The following is a 20,283-nucleotide window of genomic DNA, read 5'->3' on the forward strand; positions in this document are numbered from 1 at the left end:
CGGCGAGGGGGCGGCGATGCCGCGTGGGGTCAAAGGGGGGCGCGTCCGGCTGACCAGAGTTCGGCTTCAAGCAGGGGCGCGTCGTTTTCGATGATGCCGCGGCGCTGCGTCCAACGCGCGCCGTGCGTCAACGCGCGATGCATGCGCGTGCGCAGGAACGTGGCGTCGCGCAGGTCGGCCCCGCCCAGGTCGGCCAGCGAGAAATCGGCGTCGGTCAGGTTGGCGCCGCGGAAATCGGTGTCGGCGCAGCGCGCGCGCTGGAAGACGCACAGCGACAGGCTGGCGCCGCGCAAGGACGCGCCGTCCAGCGTCGCCTCGGCCCAGATGGCGCCGTCGAAACGGCCGCCCTGCAGGTCGGCGCCGCTCAGGTCGGCCTGAGGGAACAAGCACTGTGGGGCCGACGCGCCAGCGAAGCGCGCGCCGCGCAGCGTTGCGCCCTTGAAGCCGGCCTGGCGCAGGTCGGCATTGCGGAAGTCCGCGCCGTCCAGCTGGCTGTCGGTGAAATGGCAGAGCGGGTAGGCTTGCGAGGAGAAGTCCTGCGCCGTCAGATCGCATTCGATGAACATGGTGCTTTCCGCGCTGGCGCCCGCCAGCACGACGCTGCGCAGGTCCAGCTGGTGGAGCAGGGTGTAGCTCATCCGGGCCTGAGACAGGTCGGCACGCGCAAGCGCGCCGCGCGAGAACACCGAGCGCTCCACGCGGGCGGAACGGAAGGAGGCCGCTTCGAGCGAGGTGGAGTTGAAAGCCGCTTCCCGCAGCTCGGCCCCTTCCAGGCTGGCCTGTCCCAGATCGCATTCGGTGAAGCTGACGCCATGGGCGTGGCTGCGGTCCAGCACCGCGCCGCGGGCCTGGCAGCGAAACAGCCGGGCCATATCCAGATTGGCGTCCGCGGCGTCCACGCCAGCCAGCACGCAGTTGAGGAATTGGCTGTCCTGCAACTGGCAACCGCTCATCCTGGCGCCGCTCAAATCCACCTGATCGAAGAACGCGCCCGCCAGGTCCAGGCCGCGCAGGTCCTGGCCCGCCAGGCTGAGGTGCGCTATCGGCTCGCCGTGGCGCACCTGGTCCAGCAACTGGTCCAGATTCATGCGGCGTTCTCCGGCTGCCGGGCCGGCCAGAGCTTGGCGCCCTGGGTATGGGCGTCGTCCAGCCCGGTGCTGCCGTCCATCTGCGCCTGCGCGACATCGGCGCGAAAGAGGTTGGCGCCGGTCAGGTCGGCGCGCAGCAGGATGGCCTTGCCGAGCAGGCTGTTGATCAGGTTGGCGTTGCGCAGCCGCGCGCCGGTGAAATCGGCGCGCACGAAGTGGGTGTCGGGGACGGCCACGCCGCTGAGGTCTGCTTCCCGCAGGCTGCAGTTCGAAAAGTCACTGGCGGCAAGTTGCGCGCCACGCAAGTCGGCGCGATCGAGCATCGCGCCACGCATGCTGCCCACCTTGAACTGCATGCCGCGCAGGCATGCGCCGGCAAGCGCTACGCGTCCCGCGTAGGCGCAGCCATCGAGCGTGGCGTTCTCCAGGCTATGGCGGCCCGAAAACTCCACGTCCATGAAGCTGACGCGCAGCAGGTCCGCGCGGGAGAAATCGGCGTTCGCCATCGTTCCCTGCATGAACACGCACTGATTCAAGCGCGCTTCGTGAAAGCGGCAATCCTCGAAGGCGGCCATCATTGCGGCCCATTGTTCGAATGACGCGCCGCTCAGGTCGCAACCGCGCAAGCGCGCCTGATGCAGGCGTCCCAGCAGCCAGACGCTGCCGGCAAAGCTGCAATCCTCGCAGCTGGCATGGTCCCAGATGGTCTCCGTGATGCGGCTTTCGGTGAAGTCCGTCTGCACGCATTGCGTGCGGCCCAGGTTCGCGCGCGACATGTCGGCGCCGCGCACGCTGGCGCGCGTCAGGTCGGCGCCGGCCAGCACGGCGTCGGCGAGGTTGCAGCCGTCCAGCCGCGCGCCGGCGAGCCGGGCGCCGGCCAGGATGGCGCGCTGGAAGTCGACCCCGGAAAGATCCATGCCGCTCAGGTCCGCGCCGGTCAGGTTCATGTCCCGGCAATCGCGATCGCCTTTCAGGCGCGCTTCCAGCTTCATGCGCGTGCGCCGTGCGCGCAACGGCGGCATGGGCGGGGGCGGCGCGAACTGATGCGCCGATTGCTGATAGGCCTGATGCACCTGCGGGCCCAGGGTTTGGCTGAGCGATGGCGGCGAATCTGCGGCTTGCTGTACGCCGCGCTCGGCCTGCGCGTGAGGGTTGGCATCGAAGTCGGCGATGTGCCGCTTCACCACGCGCGGGTCGAAGCCGGCGGGAAGCTTGCCGTCATCTTCCAGCTTGCGCAGCGCGTCCACGTCGACGCCCGAGACCGCGGCCATGGACGGCAGGTTGGGATCGGCCAGCGCGCGCGCGGCGGGTCCGCCGGACAGGCGTTTGGCCTCTTCCAGCTCCTGCTGCATGCGCAGGATGGTCTGAGGCAGGTCGGCCAGGTCCGGCGCCTTTGACGCCGGCTCCAGGGGAACCATGTACAGGTCGGGATCCAGGCCCTGGGCGAGCAGCGATTCGCGCTCGCGGGCATGCCGCCGTGCCGCGCCGGCATGGAGGTTGCGGTTCGACGGCCGCTGGACCGTGGCTTCCATGGCCGCCTGCGGCAGCTCGCCGCAAATGTCTTCCGGCACGAGCTGGGCATCCAGCAGGGCATGGACCGCGCCGAGCTCGGTCTCGAGGCGCTGTCCCATCACCGTCTGGTAATGCGCCATGTCGCGCGCCTGGCCGGCGTGTTCCAGCGCGGGCATGATGTGCAGGATATCGGCGGCGTCATCTTCGCGCACCGGCAGCGCGCCGTGCCAGATCAGCGCCAGCTGCGCGCGGTCGGGGAAGAACCAGGCCGTGGTCAGGCGCAGCGCGACTTCTTCAAGCGCGTTGCCGTCGGTCTGGCGGCTGACGAAGCAGCGGGCGCGCCAGTCGGGCAGGCGGCCCCGCAGTACCTCGTGTTCAGGGTGCATGTTCCACAGCTCAAAGTCGGCGCCGCCAGCAAGCGCCGAATTGGCGGGGCCCCATTGGTCGGGCGGCGCGGCATTGAAGAAGCGCCAATCCATGTCGGACGCGAAACCCGGGAAGTCATGCTCCAGCCACTGCTGGCCATACTGGCGGCCCAGCAGCGCGGCCCGTTGCGGCCAGTCCATGGGCATGGCCGTAAAACCGGCGGGGGCGACGCGCTGGGAGGGCGACGCGACGCGCTCCTGCGGGTGCTCGATGTTGGGCAGCCGGCGCACGCGCACGCCGTTGACGTCTTCTTCCTGCGCGCCGATGCCCAGCGGGTTCTCCGCGCAGCCGGGGCCGCCGTAGGCGCGGCTCCAGTCCAGACGCATGCGCTCGAAGGGCTGGGGGGCGGTGGCCTTGCCATCAAGCCAGTAGCGGTCGCCGAAGACCAGCAATGATTTGTCGATCGCGCCCACCTTCAGGCGCACGGCGCAGGCGCCGGGACTCGCGGGATCATGCGGGTAGGCGTGGCCCGCGACCAGCACCTCCGGACATAGCTTGGGCGTGGCCAGGTCCAGCAGGCCGCCGGCTTCGGCGCCGGCCAGCTTCCACAGTTCCTGGTCCATGAGCAACGTGGGCGCCTGCGCGATATCGACCAGCGCGAAAACCGCCACGCCCAGCACGTCGCGGCGCTGCCAGCGGTAGGGGCGGGTAAGCAGGCCCAGGCGGAACGGCTTGATGGTCTTCATGGCTATCCGGTGGCCTGGTCCACGACAACCTCCCGGGTCGCGGGATCGACCCGCACCTGTATGGTCTTGCCGGCGCTGAAATCGGCCAGGTGCAGGGGCGACAGCGGCACGCTGAGCGTGCGCGACAGGGCGGGCGTGGCGCTGGTGGCGGCGACCTCCAGGTCCAGTTCGATGATGAAGTACACGGTGTCGCCGATGCGGCGCCGCGTGTCGCGCGCCGCAGTCACCCGCGCGGTGCCGGGCAGTCCGCTGGCGCGCAAGCCGTCCTGCCGCCGCACTTGCTTGCGTCCCGCCGCGCGGCGTTGGCGCTCGCGCCACAGCATGTACGCCGCTTGCGCCAGGGACAGCAAGAGGCCCAGCCACACCCACTTGGCCCAGCCGGGCCATGCATCGATGAAGTCGGACATGGCGGCCTTAGATGATGCTCCAGAGGCCGGCCATCGACGCGCGCAGCGGGACCTGTTCAGCCTTGACACCATCGTAGGCGTAACTCGAGCCGGTGGTGCGGTAGGACACTACCTGTCCGATACTGCTGACGATGGCATAGTTGGTGAACGACGTATTCAGCATGACCGTCGTGCGGAACAGCGCCATGCGATGCATGCCGAATTCCGCCTTGGCCACCGCCAGGCCGATGGAGAAGGGCGTGGCCTGCAGCCAGCTCTTCTTGGAAAGATCCTTGACGTTGGCGGCGTCCATGACGACGTCGGCGGGCGTCTTTAAAGTGATGTTGCCATCGGCCTTGACCAGCACGGTGGATCCTGTCGACTCCATGTCTATCTTGCCCTTGGCTTTGAGATCCATGGTGGACGTTTCGGACTCCACGTGCATCGCGGTCTTGGCCTTGACGTCCATGTTCGCGTCGGTGGAAAGCACCTCGACCTTGCCCTTGGCCTTCTCGGTGAGCGCGCCGGTCTTGACGTGATGGAGCGAGTCGCCTTCGTTCACGTAGACCTGCTCGCCATTCTTCAAGGTTTCCTTGAAGAGTCCCGTGATCTCGCGTTCCTCGCCCTTGGCCGCGACCGTCGTCTTCAGGCCGTTGTCGAATTTCTCGTCCATCAGGCCGTCTTTCACGTTGACCGTGCGCGATGCCTTGACGGTGTATTCCTCGTGTCCCTTCACGAACACGTCGCGCGTCTTTTCGACGTGCAGCTTGTCGGTGCCGGTGACCTTGATGTCGCGGTTGCCGCCGATCTTGGTGGTGTCGTTGTCGCCGATGGTGGTGGTGCGGTTCTCGTCGGTCGAGTGGAACTCGTTGGCCTCCACTTCGGTGCACAGTTCGCGTTCCGCGTGCAGCCAGATGCGTTCGCTGCCGCTCTTGTCCTCGAACATGAGCGCGTTCGCCGTCGCCGGCGTGCCGCTCTTGGAGCGGCTGAGAAAACCGCTTTGCGTGGCATTGTCCGGCAGGTCCCAGGGCGGCAGATTGTTGGCGTTGAAGACGCGGCCGATCACGATGGGGCGGTCGGGCTGGCCGCCGATGAAGTCGACGATCACTTCATCGCGCACGCGCGGCAGCTGGATCCCGCCAAAGCCGCCGCCGGCCCAGGGGCTGGACACGCGCACCCAGCACGAGCTGTTCTCGTCCTTCTTGCCGTAGCGGTCCCAATGGAACTGCACCTTGATGCGGCCCATCTTGTCCGTCCAGATTTCCTCTCCTTCCTTGCCCACTACCGTGGCGGTCTGTGGGCCATGGGTGCGAGGGACGGGAGTCACGCGCGGCGCGCGGAACTGGGTGCTGGACGGCAGCACGACGAATTCCAGGTCGAAGTCGCCGGGATCGGGCTGGCCGCTGGCATAGCCTGTTTCACGGATCCGGTAGTAGGTGCTGACGACGAGGTACTCGCGGTTCTCGGCCTGGCGCGGATGATTGCGCAGCGTGAAGAGATGGCCCGTGGCCAGCCCGCGGGCGTTGGAGCCGCCTGCGCTCTGCTCCTTTCGGCATTGCAGGTCTTCAAGCCGCACGCGGGTGTAGTGCTCCGCGTCATCGGGGTTGGTGTAGCCGCCTTGCCATTCGTACATTTCCAGGTCGCCGTGATCGTGGGCGCCGGGGTTGTTGCGGCGCGCTTCCAGGCTGGCGGCGGGCGTGAGCGGGTGATAGTCCGTGGTGGCAAAGGCGCCGGGCGTGATCTGTTCGGCCACTTCCCATTTGTAGACATGGTCTTCGCGCGGGATGGTGATGCGGTCCGGCCCGTAATAGGGAATCTGCTCGTAGCCGGAGACGGGCTCGTGCTGCGTGATGTCGTCGGTGAGGACCAGGGTGTGCTTGCCCTTGTCGTGCTTGAACCAGAAGTAGATGCCCTCGTGCTCCATCAGGCGGCTGATGAAGGCGTAGTCGGTTTCCTGGTACTGGACGCAGTATTCCCAATTGCGGTAGCTGTCCACCAGCTTGAACTCGATGGGATAGTCGTAGTCCTTCAGCACTTCCCGGATGACGTCGGGCACGCTCTTGTTCTGGAATATCTTGTTGTCCGAGGTCTGGGTCAGGTACCAGAGCCACGGCCGCACCGTGGCGCGGTAGATGGTGTAGCGCGAGGTGTTGTTCTCGCGGCCTACCAACGCGCAACGCGTGATGTGTCCGCTGAGATAGCGCGGCGCGGCGGACCCGGTTTCGATCTCCAGCGTCAGCGGCTTGCCCAGCAGCGACTTCATGTCCAGCGAATAGGATTCCGAGACCAGTTCGATCTCCAGCTCGTACAGCTGCGAAAGGCTCTCGGCGCCGTGCATGGCGCGGAACTTCAGTTGTTCCGGCGGCAGGGGCGTATGCGCCTTGACGACACGTTCGCTGGGCACGTTGCGGTCCATCTCACCGTCTCCTTATGAGAATGCTTCGCCTGTTGCTGCGTGTGCTGCTTTCGATTTCTTCGCGGCCGCGCGTGAAGCGCGTCGCGATGACTGCAATGGGATGTCCGGCCACGCGATGGGGCCGCTTGCAAAGGGCGGGCAGGGCTCGTCACGAACGGGTCTGCGCCGGGGAAATCTGTCTCTGGATCTGATGCGCGCCGGTCTTGCCGCCAGCGTGAGCGCCGATTGTAGGCAGGGGCGAAAGCGCCCGAGAAGCGCTCTCACATGCTTTTGTGTTTTTTACGCTTCGGTAACAGTCCTTCCGCGCCGGGCTGGATTCCGTAAGGTCTGTGTCTAAAAATCAATGCAGCAGGGAGAGAAGTGTTCAATTATTTACTCGGGTGTTAGTTATCTGTAAGAAAAATCTGTAGTTGTTAGGTTGCCGTTGCATGCGGAAAGAGATGCCTAGAATTCACCCTTCCGTGAAGCAGCGCGGAGCGTAGTGGTTGTATCCAGGCAGCATCCCAGCAGGCATTTAACTGATGACTATGGAATTCGCCGACATCCTCAATACACTCGATTCACGTCTGCCCTGCGGGGAAGACCTCGAATACGACGCCGACTTCCTGCAACTGCAGCAAGCCGCGGCGGGTCGCGACGAACAGCAGTTCGGCTCGACCATCATTGCTGCGCAGCCGCCCGACTGGCGCGAGGTCGAACGCCTGGCGCGCGCACTGCTGGAGCGCACCCGCGACCTGCGCATCATCGGCCTGTTGACCTCTGCCTGGACCGAGATCCGCGGCCTGCCCGGCTATAGCGACGGCCTGGCGCTGGCCGTCGATACGCTGGAACGCTATTGGGAGCCGGTGCATCCGCGGCTCGACAGCGTCGGCGAAAACGATCCCATGCCCCGCATGAATGCGCTGGCGGCCTTTGGTGACATGCAAGGCTGTGCGCGCAGCGTGCGCTCGGCCAGCCTGGTCAGCGGCGTGCACGGGCAACTGAGCTTGCGTGATACCGAGGCGCTGCTCGATGGCAGCCGCCAGGACGCGGACGCCTATCCTGGCGGACGGCCGCGCCTGGTTGAGCGCTTGCGCCAGGCCTGGGCGCAGGGCAATGCCGAGGCGCACGCGCTGCAGTCGGCCGCCCAGGCGCTGCGGTGCATGCAGAAACTCGTGGCGGACAAGCTGGGCGCCGCCTGGGCGCCCGATTACGCCGCCATTCTCCGCACCCTGGACCTGGTGCTGGACGCAATGCGGGACGTTCAACCCGCGCCGCCGGCCGCGATGCCCGCGGACGATGCGCCGGCCGCCGGCGACATCGCCGCCATGCCGCTTGCCGCCGCCGCCGAGGGCGCGCCGCGCTGGCGGGACATGCCCATCCAATCGCGCGACGAGGCCGTGGCGATGCTGTCCAAGGTCTGCGCCTACTTCGAGGCCAACGAGCCCGGCCATCCCGCGCCCTACCTCATCCGCCGGGCCCAGCAGCTCATCCCGATGAGCTTTCACGACATCATCAGGAATCTGGCGCCCCAGGGGCTGGAGCAGTTCGAGGCATGGCTGCCGCGGTCCGAAGCAAACCGGCAGGAACCGTAAGGCGGGCCAGCCGCCGCACCAACAAGAGGAGACGACATCATGGCGACCAGCCTGAAGGGAAGCGGCCAGAAGTTCATTGCAAGAAACCGCGCGCCGCGGGTGCAGATCGAGTACGACGTGGAGATCTACGGCGCGGAACGCAAGATCCAGTTGCCGTTCGTGATGGGCGTGCTGGCGGACCTGGCCGGCAAGTCCGAAACGCCGCAGCCGGAAGTGGGCGAGCGCAAGTTCCTCGACATCGACATCGACAACTTCGATGAACGCATGCGCTCCATCCAGCCGCGCGTGGCGTTCCAGGTACCCAACACGCTGACGGGCGAAGGCAACCTGAACGTGGACGTCACGTTCGAGAGCATCGACGACTTTTCGCCGGCCACCGTAGCCCGCAAGGTTGGCGCGCTGAATGAACTGCTGAGCGCGCGCACCCAGCTGGCGAACCTGTTGACGTACATGGACGGCAAGACCGGCGCCGAGGAACTGATCGGCAGCGTGCTCAAGAATCCGGCGCTGATGAACGCGCTGGCGGCCGCGCCTAAGCCGCAGGAGGATCCGCGCGCATCCGATGCCCCCGCGCAGGATCCGGCCGCCTGATTTCCGCTTGAATCGCTTTTCGGAGAATGCCATGACCGCAGTGGCCAAACGCGCCGACGCGCGCGCTGTCGAGACCCTGCAGGCGGACGATCTTTCCGCCCTGCTGAAGAAGGAATTCAAGCCCAAGACCGAGCAGGCGCAGGAGGCGGTGGAGCATGCCGTGCGCACGCTGGCGCACCAGGCGCTGGAGAACAGCGGCGTCGGCCTGTCGTCGGACGCCTACCGCACCATCCAGGCCATCATCGCCGAGATCGACCGCAAGATGTCGGAACAGATCAACCGCGTGATGCACCACCCCGACTTCCAGCAGCTGGAGGGCGCGTGGCGCGGCCTGCATTACCTGGTCACCAACACCGAGACCGATGAACTTCTGAAGATCCGCGTGATGTGCCTGTCCAAGTCGGAGCTGGGCCGCACGCTCAAGCGGCACAAGGGCGTGGGCTGGGACCAGAGCCCCATCTTCAAGCGCGTGTACGAGGAAGAGTACGGCCAGTTCGGCGGCGAACCCATCGGCTGCCTGGTCGGCGACTACTACTTCGACCACAGCCCGCCCGACGTGGAACTGCTGGGCGAGATCGCCAAGATCTCGTCCGCCGCGCATTGCCCTTTCATTGCGGGCGCTTCGCCCAACGTAATGCAGATGGATTCGTGGCAGGAACTGGCCAACCCGCGCGACCTGACCAAGATCTTCACCAACACGGAATACGCCGCATGGCGCAGCCTGCGCGAATCCGAGGACTCGCGCTACATCGGGCTGGCGATGCCGCGCTTCCTGGCGCGGCTGCCGTACGGCGCGCGCACCAACCCCGTCGACGAATTCGACTTCGAGGAAGACACCGACGGCGCGAATCACGACCGCTACACCTGGACCAATTCCGCCTATGCGATGGCGGCCAACGTGAACCGCTCGTTCAAGCTGTACGGCTGGTGCACCTCCATCCGCGGCGTGGAGTCGGGCGGCGCGGTGGAAAACCTGCCTTGCCACAGCTTTCCCACCGATGACGGCGGCGTGGACCTGAAGTGCCCGACCGAGATCGCCATCAGCGACCGGCGCGAGGCCGAACTGGCCAAGAACGGCTTCATGCCGCTGGTGCATCGGAAGAACTCCGACTTCGCCGCCTTCATCGGCGCGCAGTCGCTGCAAAAGCCGCACGACTACTACGAGGCCGACGCCTCGGCCAATGCCAAGCTGGCCGCGCGCCTGCCGTATCTCTTCGCGTGCTGCCGCTTTGCGCATTACCTGAAGTGCATCGTGCGCGACAAGATCGGCTCGTTCCGCGAACGCGACGACATGGAGCGCTGGCTGAACGATTGGATCATGAATTACGTGGATGGCGATCCCGTGAACTCCTCGCAGGAAACCAAGGCGCGCAAGCCGCTGGCCGCCGCCGAGGTGCAGGTGCAGGAGATCGAGGACAACCCGGGCTATTACTCCGCCAAGTTTTTCCTGCGGCCGCACTATCAGCTGGAAGGGCTGACGGTGTCGCTGCGATTGGTTTCCAAGCTGCCTTCGCTCAAACAGAACGAAGGCTGAGTGGCGCTGACAAGTCGGGGCGCAACCGTGCCCCATAACTCCAGGAGACAGATGTGGCAGTGGATATGTTCATGAAGATCGATGGCGCCAACGGTGAATCCAAGGACGCCAACCACAAGGACTGGACCGATATCGTGTCCTTCTCATGGGGCGCCACCCAGCCAGGCAACCTGGCCAGCGGCGGCGGCCTGGGCGCGGGCAAGGCCAGCTTCAACGACCTGCACGTAGTGGCCCGCATCGACAAGGCCGCGCCGGCCGTGATGAAGCACTGCGCCAGCGGCAAGCACCTCAGCAAGATCGAGCTGTCCATGTGCAAGGCGGGCGGCGAGCAGATCGAATACTCCAAGATCACGCTGGAAGACGTGCTGGTGTCGTCGGTGCAGATATCCGGGGACCGCAGCGCCGAAGGCGTGGTGGTGAACTTCGCGTTCCAGGCGGCCAAGGTCAAGCAGCAGTACTGGGAGCAGACCGACAAGGGCGGCAAGGGCGCGGAAAGCCTGGTGGCCTGGGATATCAAGCAGAACAAGGAAGTGGGCTAGGGCGGAGGCACCCATGTCCATCGCCGCGGTTCCTTTCGGCGCGCTCAGCCTGGCTGGCCAATTGGACGAGCTGCAGGCGCAGGTGCGCCGGCAGCCCGCCGACGCGGACCTGCGCGCCCAGCTGTTCCAGCTGCTGGCGGTGCAGGGCGATTGGGCGCGCGCGGCCGAGCAGCTCAATGTCTGCGGGCATCTGAACGCGCAGGCGCGGCCGACGCAGGTGCTCTACGCCAGCGCCATCGCGGCGGAGCGCGAGCGCGAGGCCGTGCTTGCCGGGCAAGGCGAACCCGCGCTGCTGGGCGAGCCCGCCGATTGGCTGCGGGCCATGATATCGGCGCTGCGCCTGGACGGTACCGTGCCAGCCCAGGCGGCCGAGCTGCGCGGCAAGGCTTTCGAGGATGCCAGCGCGCGCGCCGGTCTGCTGGAACTGGCGGCGCAAGAGACTGCGCAGCCGTTCCAGTGGATCTGCGACGGCGACAGCCGCCTTGGGCCGGTGTTCGAGTTCCTGGCAGGCGGGCGCTACGTGTGGCTGCCCTTCGCCGCGCTCAAGCGCGTGCGTCTGCTTGCGCCGGAAGGCCTGTGCGATCTGGTCTGGGCGCAGGCCGAGATCGAACTGGAAGACGGCCGGGTGCGGCAGGGCCTGGTGCCGGCGCGCTATCCCGCGGCGCCCGGCGCGCGCATGGTGGAACTCTCCGACTCGGCCAAGCTGGGCAGGACGACCGACTGGCGCGCGTTGCAGGGTGATACCTACGCGGGCGTGGGGCAGAAGATGTGGCTGACGGATGCGGCGGATATTGCGCTGCTCGAGGTACGCAGCCTGGAGCTGGCGTGATGGGCCACGCCGACCGTCCGGGCGATTGGGAGCCGCTCTCGCGCGGCCAGCGCGCGGCGCGCGACCGGCTGCAGCCGTCGCTGCTGGACCGCCTGATGGACAACGAACCCGCCAAGCGCGAAGAACCGCGCGAAAACGCCATGCTGACGCATGAGGCGCTGCGCGCGGCGGTGCTGCGGGACCTGCGCTGGCTGCTCAATACCGTCAATCTTCAGGCGTCCCAGGATCTGTCGGCGCACCGCCCGGTGGCCGCCTCGGCGCTGAACTTCGGCGTGCGCGCCATGGCCGGGAAGCGCATGTCGGAGATCGACTGGATCGACGTCGAAGAGTCGATCCGCGAAGCGATCGCCGCGTTCGAGCCACGCATCCTGGATTCGTCGGTGGAAGTGCGCTGCGTGTCCGATGCCGGCACGCTGGAGCACCACAATGTGCTGAGCCTGGAGATACGCGGCATGCTGTGGTGCGTGCCGCAGCCGCTCGAGTTCCTGTTCCGCACGGACATCGACCTGGAAAGCGGCCACATGGATCTGCGCGATCTGGGCGGTGCCTGATGGACGATCGGCTGCTGGATTACTACAACCGGGAACTGGTCTATCTGCGGGAGCTGGGCGCGGAGTTTGCGCAGGCCCATCCCAAGGTGGCGGCGCGGCTGGGCATGAATGCCACGGAGGTCGCCGATCCTTATGTCGAACGCCTGCTGGAGGGCTTCAGCTTTCTGACCGCCCGCATCCATATGAAGATGGATGCCGAGTTTCCGCGCTTCTCGCAGCGGCTGCTGGAGGTGGTGTATCCCAACTACCTGGCGCCCACCCCGGCGATGGCCATCGTGCAGTTCGCGCCCAGCATGAACGAGGGCACGTTGGCGGGAGGCTTCGAATTGCCGCGCGGCACGCTGTTGCGCGGCCGTGTGGCGCGCGGCGAGCAGACGCCGTGCGATTTCACCACCGGCCACGCCCTGCGCCTGTGGCCGCTGCAGGTCACGCAGGCGGAATTCACCGCCGCGCCGCAGGATCTGCCGCTGGCGAGGCTGGGCCTGGCCGGGCGCACTGCGCGCGTGCTGAGCGCGCTGCGCATCCGGATAGAGGTTTGCGGCGGGCAACGCCTGGAGGACCTGGATCTCGATCAGCTGGTGTTCCACCTGAACGGCCAGGACCTGCAGATGCAGCGTCTGCTTGAAGTCGTCATGGGGCATACCGTGGCGGTGCTGGGGCACGACACCGCCAGGCCGGTGGCATGGATCAACAGGTTGCCGCCGGACGCGGTGCGCCACGAAGGTTTTGCCGACGAACAGGCGTTGCTGCCGGGCGACGCCCGCGTGTTCCAGGGCTATCGCCTCTTGCAGGAGTATTTCGCCTTTGCGCAACGCTATCTGTTCTTCAGCGTCAACGGATTGAAGCAGGGTCTGCGCACGCCCGCGCTGCCCCAGGGCGCGCAGCGCGAAACCCGTGCTTTCGACCTGACCCTGCTGTTCTCGATGACGGCGCCGGAACTGGAAGGGGCGATATCGGCCGCCAACCTGGCGCTGCATTGCGTGCCGGTGATCAACCTGTTCGCCAAGCGGGCGGACCGCGTGGCGGTAACGCCCAGGACTTCCGAGTACCACGTGGTCATCGACCGCAGCCGCCCGCTGGACTACGAGGTCTACGGCGTGACGCGCGTCGCGGGCCATGCTGCCGCGCAACGGCAGGAGCAGGAGTTCCGGCCGTTCTACGGTTCGCTGGGCAGCGACCCCGACGAGCATGGCGCGTACTTCTCCATGCGCCGCGAGCCGCGGCTGGTGTCCGATAGCGCGCAACGCAACGGCACGCGCAGCGGCTACATCGGCAGCGAAGTGTTCCTGTCGCTGGTGGACCGGCGTGAGGCGCCGTTCTCGGGCGACCTGCGCCACCTGACCCTGGAAACCCTGTGCACCAATCGCGATCTGGCGCTGCTGTTGCCGCTGGGCGGCGACACCGACATGACCTTGCGCGTGTCGGCGCCGGTGCGCGCGGTCAAGGTGCTGCACGGGCCCTCACGGCCGCGCGTGGCGCTGGCCGAGAACGCCGCTACCTGGCACCTGATCAGCCACCTGGGCCTGAACTACCTCAGCCTGACCGACCTGGACGCCGAGCAGGGCGCGCAGACCCTGCGCGAGATGCTGCATGTGTACGGCAACCTGGCCGAGCCGGGCATGCGCCGGCACATCGCGGGCCTGCGGCACGTCAGCGCGACGCCGGTGCATCACCGCCTGCCCGTGCCCGGCCCCATCGTCCACGGGCGCGGCGTGCGCATCGCGCTGCAGGTGGACGAGACCGCGTTTTCGGGCATCAGCCCCTATCTGTTTGGCGCCGTGCTGGAGCAGTTCTTCGCACGCCATGTATCGATCAACCTGATGTCGGAGCTGGTCCTGTCGACCCTGCAGCGCGGCGAGATCGCCCGCTACAAGCCCCGCATGGGACGCCGGCCCGTGGTCTAGGGGCTGTGCACACTAAAAGGAGCGCGTGATGAAGTCCGCCGCACATCTGAGCCGCATGGCTTACGACCCCGTCCATTTGCTGGGCGAACTGCTGCGCCGCGAAGACGACGGCAGCTATGCCGTGGCCTGCGATGGCCGCGTCTGGACCGTGCAGCGCGCCGCCAGCTGCCTGCTGGAGCCGCAGCCGGGCGACGAGGTACTGATCAGCGGCCCGGACCCCGCCCGCATTTACCTGATCGCCGTGACCGTGCAGACCGATCCCGCGCGCGCCACGTTGCAAGCCGAAGGTGATCTGGTATTGCGCTCGCGCAGCGGCGGCGTGCTGCTGGAGGGCGAGAGCGCCGTGCGCGTGCGGGCGCCCGAGTACGCGGTAGAGGCCGGAGAGGAACGCCATACCTGCGGCAGCATGCGCATGGTGGCGAAGCAGCTGCATGCCACCGTGGGTGAAGTGCGGCTGGTGGGCCGCAGTTACGAGGCGGTGATGGATCGCATGACGCTGATGGCGCGGCTGTCGCAGCGCAGCGTCAGCGAGATGGACCAGGTGCGCGCCGGCGCCATCGATTTCCAGGCCGAGCAGAGCGCGCGGCTGCACGCGGCCTACACGGTGGTGACGGGCGGCGACCTGGTCAAGGTGGACGCCAAGCAGATACACATGGGGTAGGACGGTGGATATCGCCCAGCCCGTCGCCGATCCCGTCCACCCGTCCGCCGCGCCTGTCGGCGCGCTGGCGCAATGGTGGCGCGCAGTCGAGCGTGAACCGTACGCCCATGACCTGTTCCATGCCTTGCGCTGGATCGATGCGCTCTCGGGCGCGCGCAAGCCCTTGGGACGCGATACGGTTGCGCGCCACGAACCCGTGCGGCTGCGGCAGGAGCCGTCGATGGCATTCGCGCCGTCCACCGTGGCCGCCGCGCGCGCCGCCACGGGCGGGCGGCCCGCGGAACTGTCGATCTACAGCTTCGGCCTGTTCGGTCCCAACGGACCCTTGCCCCTGCACCTGACGGAGCATGCCCGCGAGCGCCTGGCGCATCACGGCGACCGCACGCTGTCCGCATTTGCCGACGTGTTCCATCACCGGCTCATCCTGCTGTTCTACCGCGCCTGGGCGGACGCGCAGAGCACGGTCAGCCTGGACCGCAAGGACGAGCGCTTTACGCGCTACGTGGCCAGCCTGTTGCACATGGGCGAACCGTCGATGCGGCGCCGCGATGCGGTGCTGGATCACGCTAAGTACCACATGGCGGGCCACCTGACGCGGCAGACCCGCAACCCCGAAGGACTCAAGCACATCCTGCAATCGTTCTTCGGCCTGCCCGTGCGTATCCGCGAGTTCGTGCCGCAATGGATCCGCCTGGAGCCCGGGCAGCGTCTGGGCCTGGGCGGTTTTGCGGGACTGGGACGCGACACGGTGCTGGGCGTGGCGGTGCGCGATGCCCAGCACAAGTTCCGCATCGAGATCGGCCCGCTGGCGCTGGAGGACTACCAGAGCTTTCTGCCGGGAGGCGCACGCGCCCGCCAACTGACGCATTGGGTCAGGCATTACATCGGCATGGAGCTGGCCTGGGACCTGAGACCGGTGCTGCGTGCGGAAGACGCGCGCGGACTGAGCCTGGGCGCAAGTCGTCCGCTGGGCCTGTCGTCGTGGTTGGGCAGGCGCCGGCCCGAACAAGGCGAGGCGGGCGATCTCCTGCTGGACTACGAAAGCCGCGGCGCTCGGCCGCCACGTGGCCGTGCGCCGGCCTCAACCTCAACGACGACGCGCGTATGACGCGCCACCATGCCATGTCCGATATCGGCCGCATCGACCTCTTCGGAAAGCTCAATCCGCTGCTCTACCAGACGCTGGAGGGCGCCACCGCGTTCTGCAAGCTGCGCGGCAATCCCTATGTGGAGCTGGTGCATTGGGTGCATCAGATCCTGCACGCGCAAGACAGCGACCTGCACCGCATCGCGCGCCGCTTCGGGTTGGACCTGGCCATCCTGCAGGCCGACCTGACCGCGGAGCTCGACCGCCTGCCGGCCGGCGCGGGCTCGGTTTCCGACCTGTCCGAACACATCGACCATGCGGTCGAAAGAGCCTGGGTGCTGGGCTCGCTGCGCTATGGCGCGGCGCGCATCCGCAGCGGCCATCTGCTGGCGGGACTGGCGCGGACCTACGCGCTGCGTCATGTGCTGCTGGGCATGTCGGCCCAGTTCTCGCGCATCGCGCCAGACGCGCTGTTGGAACAGCTGCCGGAGATCGTGCAGGGCTCGCCGGAAGACGCGGCCGAGACGGCATCCGTCGCCGCTGCCGGGGCGCCGGACGCGGGCGGTGCCGCGCTGGCGCGGTTCGCCGTCGACCTGACTGCGCGGGCGCGCGCGGGCGAGATCGACCCGGTGTCCGGGCGCGACGAGGAAATCCGCCAGCTCATTGACGTGCTGATGCGGCGGCGGCAGAACAATCCGCTGCTGGCCGGCGAGGCCGGCGTCGGCAAGACAGCCGTGGTGGAAGGGCTGGCGCTGCGCCTGGCGGCAGGCGAGGTGCCGCCGCAACTGCGCGACGTGACGCTGTATCTGCTGGATATCGGCCTGCTGCAGGCGGGCGCGGGCGTGAAGGGCGAATTCGAGCAGCGGCTGCGCTGCGTCATCGACGAGGTGCAGGCCAGCGAGAAGCCGGTGGTGCTGTTCATCGACGAGATCCACACGCTGGTGGGCGCGGGCGGCGCGGCAGGCACCGGAGACGCGGCCAATCTGTTGAAGCCGGCGCTGGCGCGAGGCCAACTGCGCACCATAGGCGCCACCACCTGGTCGGAATACAAGAAGTACATCGAGAAAGACCCCGCATTGAGCCGCCGCTTTCAGGTCATACAGGTGCACGAGCCCGACGAGGCGCGCGCATTCGGCATGCTGCGCGGGCTGGCTGAAACGCTGCAGGCGCACCATGGCGTGCTGCTGCTGGACGAGGCGATCGAAGCGGCGGTGACGCTGTCACACCGCTACATTCCGGCGCGCCAGCTGCCCGACAAGGCCGTCGCATTGCTGGACACGGCCTGCGCGCGCGTCGCGGTCAGCCAGCATGCGGCACCGCCCAGCCTGGAGGACGCGCGCAGGCGGGTGCAGGCGCTGGAGCTGGCGCTACGCATCGCCGAACGCGAGCTGTGTCTGGGAGAAGGCGACGCGCAGCGGATCGAACGGCTGGCGGCCGAGCAGGCCGTCGCGACGGAAGAGGAGCGGGCGCTGGCGGAGCGCTGGGATTCCGAGCGCGGGCTGGCCGAGCGCGTGCTGACACTCCGCCAGACGCTGGAACTCGCGTCCTCCGACGCCCAGGAAGATCAGCGCCACGCGTTGGCGCAGGCGCGTGCAGCGCTGATGGCCAGCCAGGGCGAGACGGCGATGGTGCATTGCGCGGTCGATGCCGCCGCCGTGGCCGCGGTGGTGGCCGACTGGACCGGCATACCCGTGGGCCGCATGCTGCGGGACGAGGCGCGCGCCGTGCTGGACCTGGCGGATACGCTTTCGGCGCGGGTGATCGGCCAGCGTGAAGCGCTGGATGCGGTGGCGCGCCGCGTCCAGACTTCGCGCGCCGGCCTGACCGACCCGGACAAGCCGGTAGGCGTGTTCCTGCTCTGCGGTCCCAGCGGCGTCGGCAAGACGGAGACCGCGCTGGCGCTGGCCGAGGCGCTTTACGGCGGCGAACAGAACCTGATCACCATCAACATGAGCGAGTTCCAGGAGTCGCATACGGTGTCCACGCTCAAGGGCGCGCCGCCGGGATATGTCGGGTATGGCGAGGGCGGCGTGCTGACCGAGGCCGTGCGCCGGCGGCCCTACAGCGTGGTGTTGCTAGACGAGGTGGAGAAGGCGCATGCCGACGTGCACGAGATCTTCTTCCAGGTCTTTGACAAGGGCTGGATGGAGGACGGCGAGGGGCGCTACATCGATTTCCGCAATGCGGTGATCATCCTGACCTCCAACGTGGGCGCGGAACGGATTGCGGCTCTATGCCGTGATCCGGAGCTGCTGCCCGACGCAGCCGCGTTGGCCGCGGCATTGCGCGAGCCGCTGCTGCAAGCCTTTCCGGCCGCGCTGCTGGGGCGGCTGGTCGCGGTGCCCTACCTGCCGCTGCCGGACGCCATGCTGGCGCGCATCGTGGACCTGCAGTTCGAACGCGTGCGCCGCCGCCTGTTCGAGCAGCACGGCATCGTGCTGGAGGTGACGCCCGAGGCTACTGCGCTGGTGGTGGCGCGCTGCGCCGAAGTGGAGTCGGGGGCGCGCATGGTGGATGCCGTGCTGACCAATACGGTGCTGCCGCGGATCAGCCGGGAACTGCTGGGCGCCTCCATGCAGGACCGCAGGCTGAGCAAGGTGAGCCTGTCGGCCGCCGACGGGGAGTTCCGCTATGACTACGCCTGAGACCTCAGCGGTTCTTGTCGCCGGACTCGGGCTTGACGGGCGCGGGCCGCAGGTACCCGCCGATCTCGCGCAGATGGTTGGACGCGCTGCGGGCGTCTGCCGCGTCGCGCGGGTGGCCCAGCGTGTCGTCGACGGGATGAGTGCGGTGCTCGGCCAGCGCGTCGTGGGCTGGCAGGGCGGACGGGGTGCCGTCCGAGAAGATGCTGGGCGTGCCGTCGCCGGGCGCATCGAACAGCGCCAGCGGATCGGTGGGCGGGCGCGACACCGCGCCGTCGCCGGGCGGCAGGTGGCGCAGGGGATCCTCCGGGTTGCGCGCTTGCGCGGAGTCCAGATCGAAGGGGTGCGTGGAGACGTCCGGCGCGCTGCCCACGGGCAGGGTGCCCGGGCCGATCAGGTCGCTGAAGATGTCGTCGTCGGCCGCGGCGGCCACGCTGGTTGCCGGCGCCTCGGGCGCGGCCGCTGCGGCGCGCAGCCGGTAGTCGCCGATCTGCAGCTCGTCGCCTGGATGCAGCGGCACTTCCTGGTCGCGCGCGAGCGCCTGGCCATTGACGCTGACCGTGCTCATGTCGCTCAGGTTGAGCAGAAAGCCGGCGTCCTCGTCGTTGACGCGGATCGCCGCCTGCACGCGGCAGATGCCGCGCGTCGGGTCGGGCAGGGCCAGTTGGTTGTCGAGACTGCGGCCTACCGTGCCGCCGGGCGCCGTGAACACGGCGTGGATGGGTTCGAAGGCCGGATCGCCGGCACGCTGGAACACGGTGAGCTTCACGCCTGTCTCCTGGGCGCCGTCGGCGCGTTAACGGGTCTGGGACGCTTGCGCCGCCTGGAACGCCGGTCCCCACTGGGGGTGTCCGGCCTCATTCGGCGCGAGCTGGAACGAGGGCTGCAACTGCAGGATGCGCGCGAAGCTGTCTTCGCACAGCTGGCGATAGTTGGTCACGCAGTAGCTGAAGGCCTGCAGCTTGAGCGCTTCGACCCGCATGGCCGTGGGCGCGGTGGCAAGCGCGTCGGAAGTGGCCACCGTGCGCACGACGGCGCCGAAGCGGCTGGCGGCGTATTCGTCGCGCACCTGCTGCAAGGCTTCCACAGCCTGCGGCGATGGGGTGGAAGCACAGGCCGCAAGCAGCGCGAGTGTGGATATCAAGCAGATGCGTGCGGGCTGTTTCATGGCGCGGGCGTGTCGTTTGGAGTGTGTAGGCCTGATCATTCCGCCGATGATAGCGGCCCGCCGTGCAAGGTATGCGTCGCGGCGTAACAGACGTGTGTACTTTTATTTCCGAGGTCTTATGAGCAGTCCATGCCTACGAGTGATTCCGACGAAACGGCGGCGCATCGCGGCGATACTCGCGGCTGCGTTGACGGCGGCGATGCTCGCGGCATGTTCGTCGACGGCCAAGCGCGTGCCCGTGCCGTACGCGATCGAACTGCGCGCGGATCCGAAAGTGAACCAGAACGCCAGCGGCAGGCCGTCGCCGGTGCAGGTGACCATCTATGAACTGAAATCGGCCAGCATCTTCGAATCGCGCGACTTCTTCACGCTGCAGGGCGATGCGCACGCGGCGCTGGGCGCGGAGCTGCTCAATGTCGACCAGGTCATCCTGAAGCCTGGCGAAACCAAGGTGGTGCAGTACCCCGGCAACGCCGAGGCGCGCGTGGTGGGCGTGGTGGCGGCCTATCGCGAACTGGAGCAAAGCAAGTGGCGGCTGCTGGTGTCGTTGCCCGAGGCGCAGAACACCAACATCTACAAGGTCTGGCAGTTTTCGCCGAACGAGGAGACGGTGAAGGTCGCGGTCAAGCGCGACGGGCTGGAAGAAGTGGATCGAAGCCGTTCGTGGTGGCCCTTTTAGAAGCGAAGAG

At 67.5% G+C, this 20,283-nt stretch carries 17 protein-coding genes; 11 read left to right on the forward strand and 6 right to left on the reverse strand.

Annotated features, from left to right (window positions below; translation table 11 throughout):
* Positions 1-29: 29 nt before the first annotated feature.
* Genes ACZ5YA_RS23060 through ACZ5YA_RS23075 form a run of 4 tightly spaced genes read right to left on the reverse strand, consistent with a single transcriptional unit; the run spans position 30 to position 6,514 of the window.
* Positions 30-1,088 carry a pentapeptide repeat-containing protein gene (locus ACZ5YA_RS23060; RefSeq protein WP_464091275.1) on the reverse strand — a complete coding sequence of 353 codons (1,059 nt, stop codon included), beginning with the start codon at positions 1,086-1,088 and terminating at the stop codon, positions 30-32.
* Positions 1,085-3,712 carry a DUF2169 family type VI secretion system accessory protein gene (locus ACZ5YA_RS23065; protein ID WP_464091276.1) on the reverse strand — a complete coding sequence of 876 codons (2,628 nt, stop codon included), beginning with the start codon at positions 3,710-3,712 and terminating at the stop codon, positions 1,085-1,087. Before ACZ5YA_RS23065 ends, ACZ5YA_RS23060 begins: the two co-directional genes overlap by 4 nt.
* 2 nt (positions 3,713-3,714) lie before the next feature.
* On the reverse strand, positions 3,715-4,119 hold the full coding sequence (locus ACZ5YA_RS23070) for a hypothetical protein (protein ID WP_464091277.1): 405 nt from the start codon (positions 4,117-4,119) through the stop codon (positions 3,715-3,717).
* Between the two features lie 7 nt (positions 4,120-4,126).
* Positions 4,127-6,514 (reverse strand): type VI secretion system Vgr family protein, encoded by a 2,388-nt coding sequence (locus ACZ5YA_RS23075; RefSeq protein WP_306634682.1) that lies wholly within the window; start codon positions 6,512-6,514, stop codon positions 4,127-4,129.
* A gap of 527 nt (positions 6,515-7,041) precedes the next feature.
* On the opposite strand from ACZ5YA_RS23075, the gene tssA reads away from it, so the two are divergent.
* From tssA to tssH, 10 genes are all read left to right on the forward strand, one after another.
* Positions 7,042-8,088, forward strand: coding sequence for a type VI secretion system protein TssA (gene tssA, locus ACZ5YA_RS23080; protein ID WP_464092869.1), 1,047 nt, complete (start codon positions 7,042-7,044; stop codon positions 8,086-8,088).
* 39 nt (positions 8,089-8,127) lie between these two features.
* Entirely contained in the window at positions 8,128-8,679 is a 552-nt protein-coding gene (gene tssB, locus ACZ5YA_RS23085) for a type VI secretion system contractile sheath small subunit (RefSeq protein ID WP_059379420.1), read from the forward strand.
* A gap of 31 nt (positions 8,680-8,710) precedes the next feature.
* Positions 8,711-10,213: a type VI secretion system contractile sheath large subunit gene (gene tssC, locus ACZ5YA_RS23090; RefSeq protein ID WP_059379448.1), complete on the forward strand. Its 1,503-nt coding sequence runs from the start codon at positions 8,711-8,713 to the stop codon at positions 10,211-10,213.
* Positions 10,214-10,284: 71 nt separating this feature from the next.
* The gene (locus ACZ5YA_RS23095; protein WP_088607795.1) at positions 10,285-10,752 is read left to right on the forward strand and encodes an Hcp family type VI secretion system effector; all 468 of its coding nucleotides are present in this window, start codon (positions 10,285-10,287) and stop codon (positions 10,750-10,752) included.
* A gap of 13 nt (positions 10,753-10,765) precedes the next feature.
* Positions 10,766-11,581, forward strand: a complete 816-nt coding sequence (locus ACZ5YA_RS23100; protein ID WP_419341914.1) for a type VI secretion system accessory protein TagJ — start codon at positions 10,766-10,768, stop codon at positions 11,579-11,581.
* Positions 11,581-12,132 carry a type VI secretion system baseplate subunit TssE gene (gene tssE / locus ACZ5YA_RS23105; protein ID WP_059379422.1) on the forward strand — a complete coding sequence of 184 codons (552 nt, stop codon included), beginning with the start codon at positions 11,581-11,583 and terminating at the stop codon, positions 12,130-12,132. The genes ACZ5YA_RS23100 and tssE overlap by 1 nt, the downstream gene beginning before the upstream one ends.
* On the forward strand, positions 12,132-14,036 hold the full coding sequence (gene tssF / locus ACZ5YA_RS23110) for a type VI secretion system baseplate subunit TssF (protein ID WP_464091278.1): 1,905 nt from the start codon (positions 12,132-12,134) through the stop codon (positions 14,034-14,036). The genes tssE and tssF overlap by 1 nt, the downstream gene beginning before the upstream one ends.
* Positions 14,037-14,064: 28 nt before the next feature.
* Positions 14,065-14,697, forward strand: a complete 633-nt coding sequence (locus ACZ5YA_RS23115; RefSeq protein WP_464091279.1) for a DUF3540 domain-containing protein — start codon at positions 14,065-14,067, stop codon at positions 14,695-14,697.
* Positions 14,698-14,701: 4 nt separating this feature from the next.
* Positions 14,702-15,805: a type VI secretion system baseplate subunit TssG gene (gene tssG / locus ACZ5YA_RS23120; RefSeq protein ID WP_118933113.1), complete on the forward strand. Its 1,104-nt coding sequence runs from the start codon at positions 14,702-14,704 to the stop codon at positions 15,803-15,805.
* A 14-nt stretch (positions 15,806-15,819) separates the two neighbouring features.
* On the forward strand, positions 15,820-18,429 hold the full coding sequence (tssH, locus tag ACZ5YA_RS23125) for a type VI secretion system ATPase TssH (RefSeq protein ID WP_464092870.1): 2,610 nt from the start codon (positions 15,820-15,822) through the stop codon (positions 18,427-18,429).
* 4 nt (positions 18,430-18,433) lie between these two features.
* Here tssH and ACZ5YA_RS23130 read toward each other — a convergent pair whose 3' ends face one another.
* Positions 18,434-19,195, reverse strand: a complete 762-nt coding sequence (locus tag ACZ5YA_RS23130) for an FHA domain-containing protein (RefSeq protein WP_118933112.1) — start codon at positions 19,193-19,195, stop codon at positions 18,434-18,436.
* Positions 19,196-19,222: 27 nt separating this feature from the next.
* A complete protein-coding gene (locus tag ACZ5YA_RS23135) occupies positions 19,223-19,594 on the reverse strand; it encodes a TssQ family T6SS-associated lipoprotein (protein ID WP_059379426.1) in 372 nt (123 codons plus the stop codon).
* 118 nt (positions 19,595-19,712) lie between these two features.
* On the opposite strand from ACZ5YA_RS23135, the gene tssJ reads away from it, so the two are divergent.
* Positions 19,713-20,273 (forward strand): type VI secretion system lipoprotein TssJ, encoded by a 561-nt coding sequence (tssJ, locus tag ACZ5YA_RS23140; protein WP_165867872.1) that lies wholly within the window; start codon positions 19,713-19,715, stop codon positions 20,271-20,273.
* Positions 20,274-20,283 lie beyond the last annotated feature (10 nt).

It is taken from the genome of Achromobacter sp. JCM 18799 (genome assembly GCF_055395645.1).

Excerpts from the sequence above, each read along its gene's own strand:
- ACZ5YA_RS23060 (WP_464091275.1), bottom strand. The coding sequence starts at position 1,088 with ATGAATCTGGACCAGTTGCTGGACCAGGTGCGCCACGGCGAGCCGATA.
- ACZ5YA_RS23065 (WP_464091276.1), bottom strand. The coding sequence starts at position 3,712 with ATGAAGACCATCAAGCCGTTCCGCCTGGGCCTGCTTACCCGCCCCTAC.
- ACZ5YA_RS23070 (WP_464091277.1), bottom strand. The coding sequence starts at position 4,119 with ATGTCCGACTTCATCGATGCATGGCCCGGCTGGGCCAAGTGGGTGTGG.
- ACZ5YA_RS23075 (WP_306634682.1), bottom strand. The coding sequence starts at position 6,514 with ATGGACCGCAACGTGCCCAGCGAACGTGTCGTCAAGGCGCATACGCCC.
- tssA (WP_464092869.1), top strand. The coding sequence starts at position 7,042 with ATGGAATTCGCCGACATCCTCAATACACTCGATTCACGTCTGCCCTGC.
- tssB (WP_059379420.1), top strand. The coding sequence starts at position 8,128 with ATGGCGACCAGCCTGAAGGGAAGCGGCCAGAAGTTCATTGCAAGAAAC.
- tssC (WP_059379448.1), top strand. The coding sequence starts at position 8,711 with ATGACCGCAGTGGCCAAACGCGCCGACGCGCGCGCTGTCGAGACCCTG.
- ACZ5YA_RS23095 (WP_088607795.1), top strand. The coding sequence starts at position 10,285 with ATGAAGATCGATGGCGCCAACGGTGAATCCAAGGACGCCAACCACAAG.
- ACZ5YA_RS23100 (WP_419341914.1), top strand. The coding sequence starts at position 10,766 with ATGTCCATCGCCGCGGTTCCTTTCGGCGCGCTCAGCCTGGCTGGCCAA.
- tssE (WP_059379422.1), top strand. The coding sequence starts at position 11,581 with ATGGGCCACGCCGACCGTCCGGGCGATTGGGAGCCGCTCTCGCGCGGC.
- tssF (WP_464091278.1), top strand. The coding sequence starts at position 12,132 with ATGGACGATCGGCTGCTGGATTACTACAACCGGGAACTGGTCTATCTG.
- ACZ5YA_RS23115 (WP_464091279.1), top strand. The coding sequence starts at position 14,065 with ATGAAGTCCGCCGCACATCTGAGCCGCATGGCTTACGACCCCGTCCAT.
- tssH (WP_464092870.1), top strand. The coding sequence starts at position 15,820 with ATGTCCGATATCGGCCGCATCGACCTCTTCGGAAAGCTCAATCCGCTG.
- ACZ5YA_RS23135 (WP_059379426.1), bottom strand. The coding sequence starts at position 19,594 with ATGAAACAGCCCGCACGCATCTGCTTGATATCCACACTCGCGCTGCTT.
- tssJ (WP_165867872.1), top strand. The coding sequence starts at position 19,713 with ATGAGCAGTCCATGCCTACGAGTGATTCCGACGAAACGGCGGCGCATC.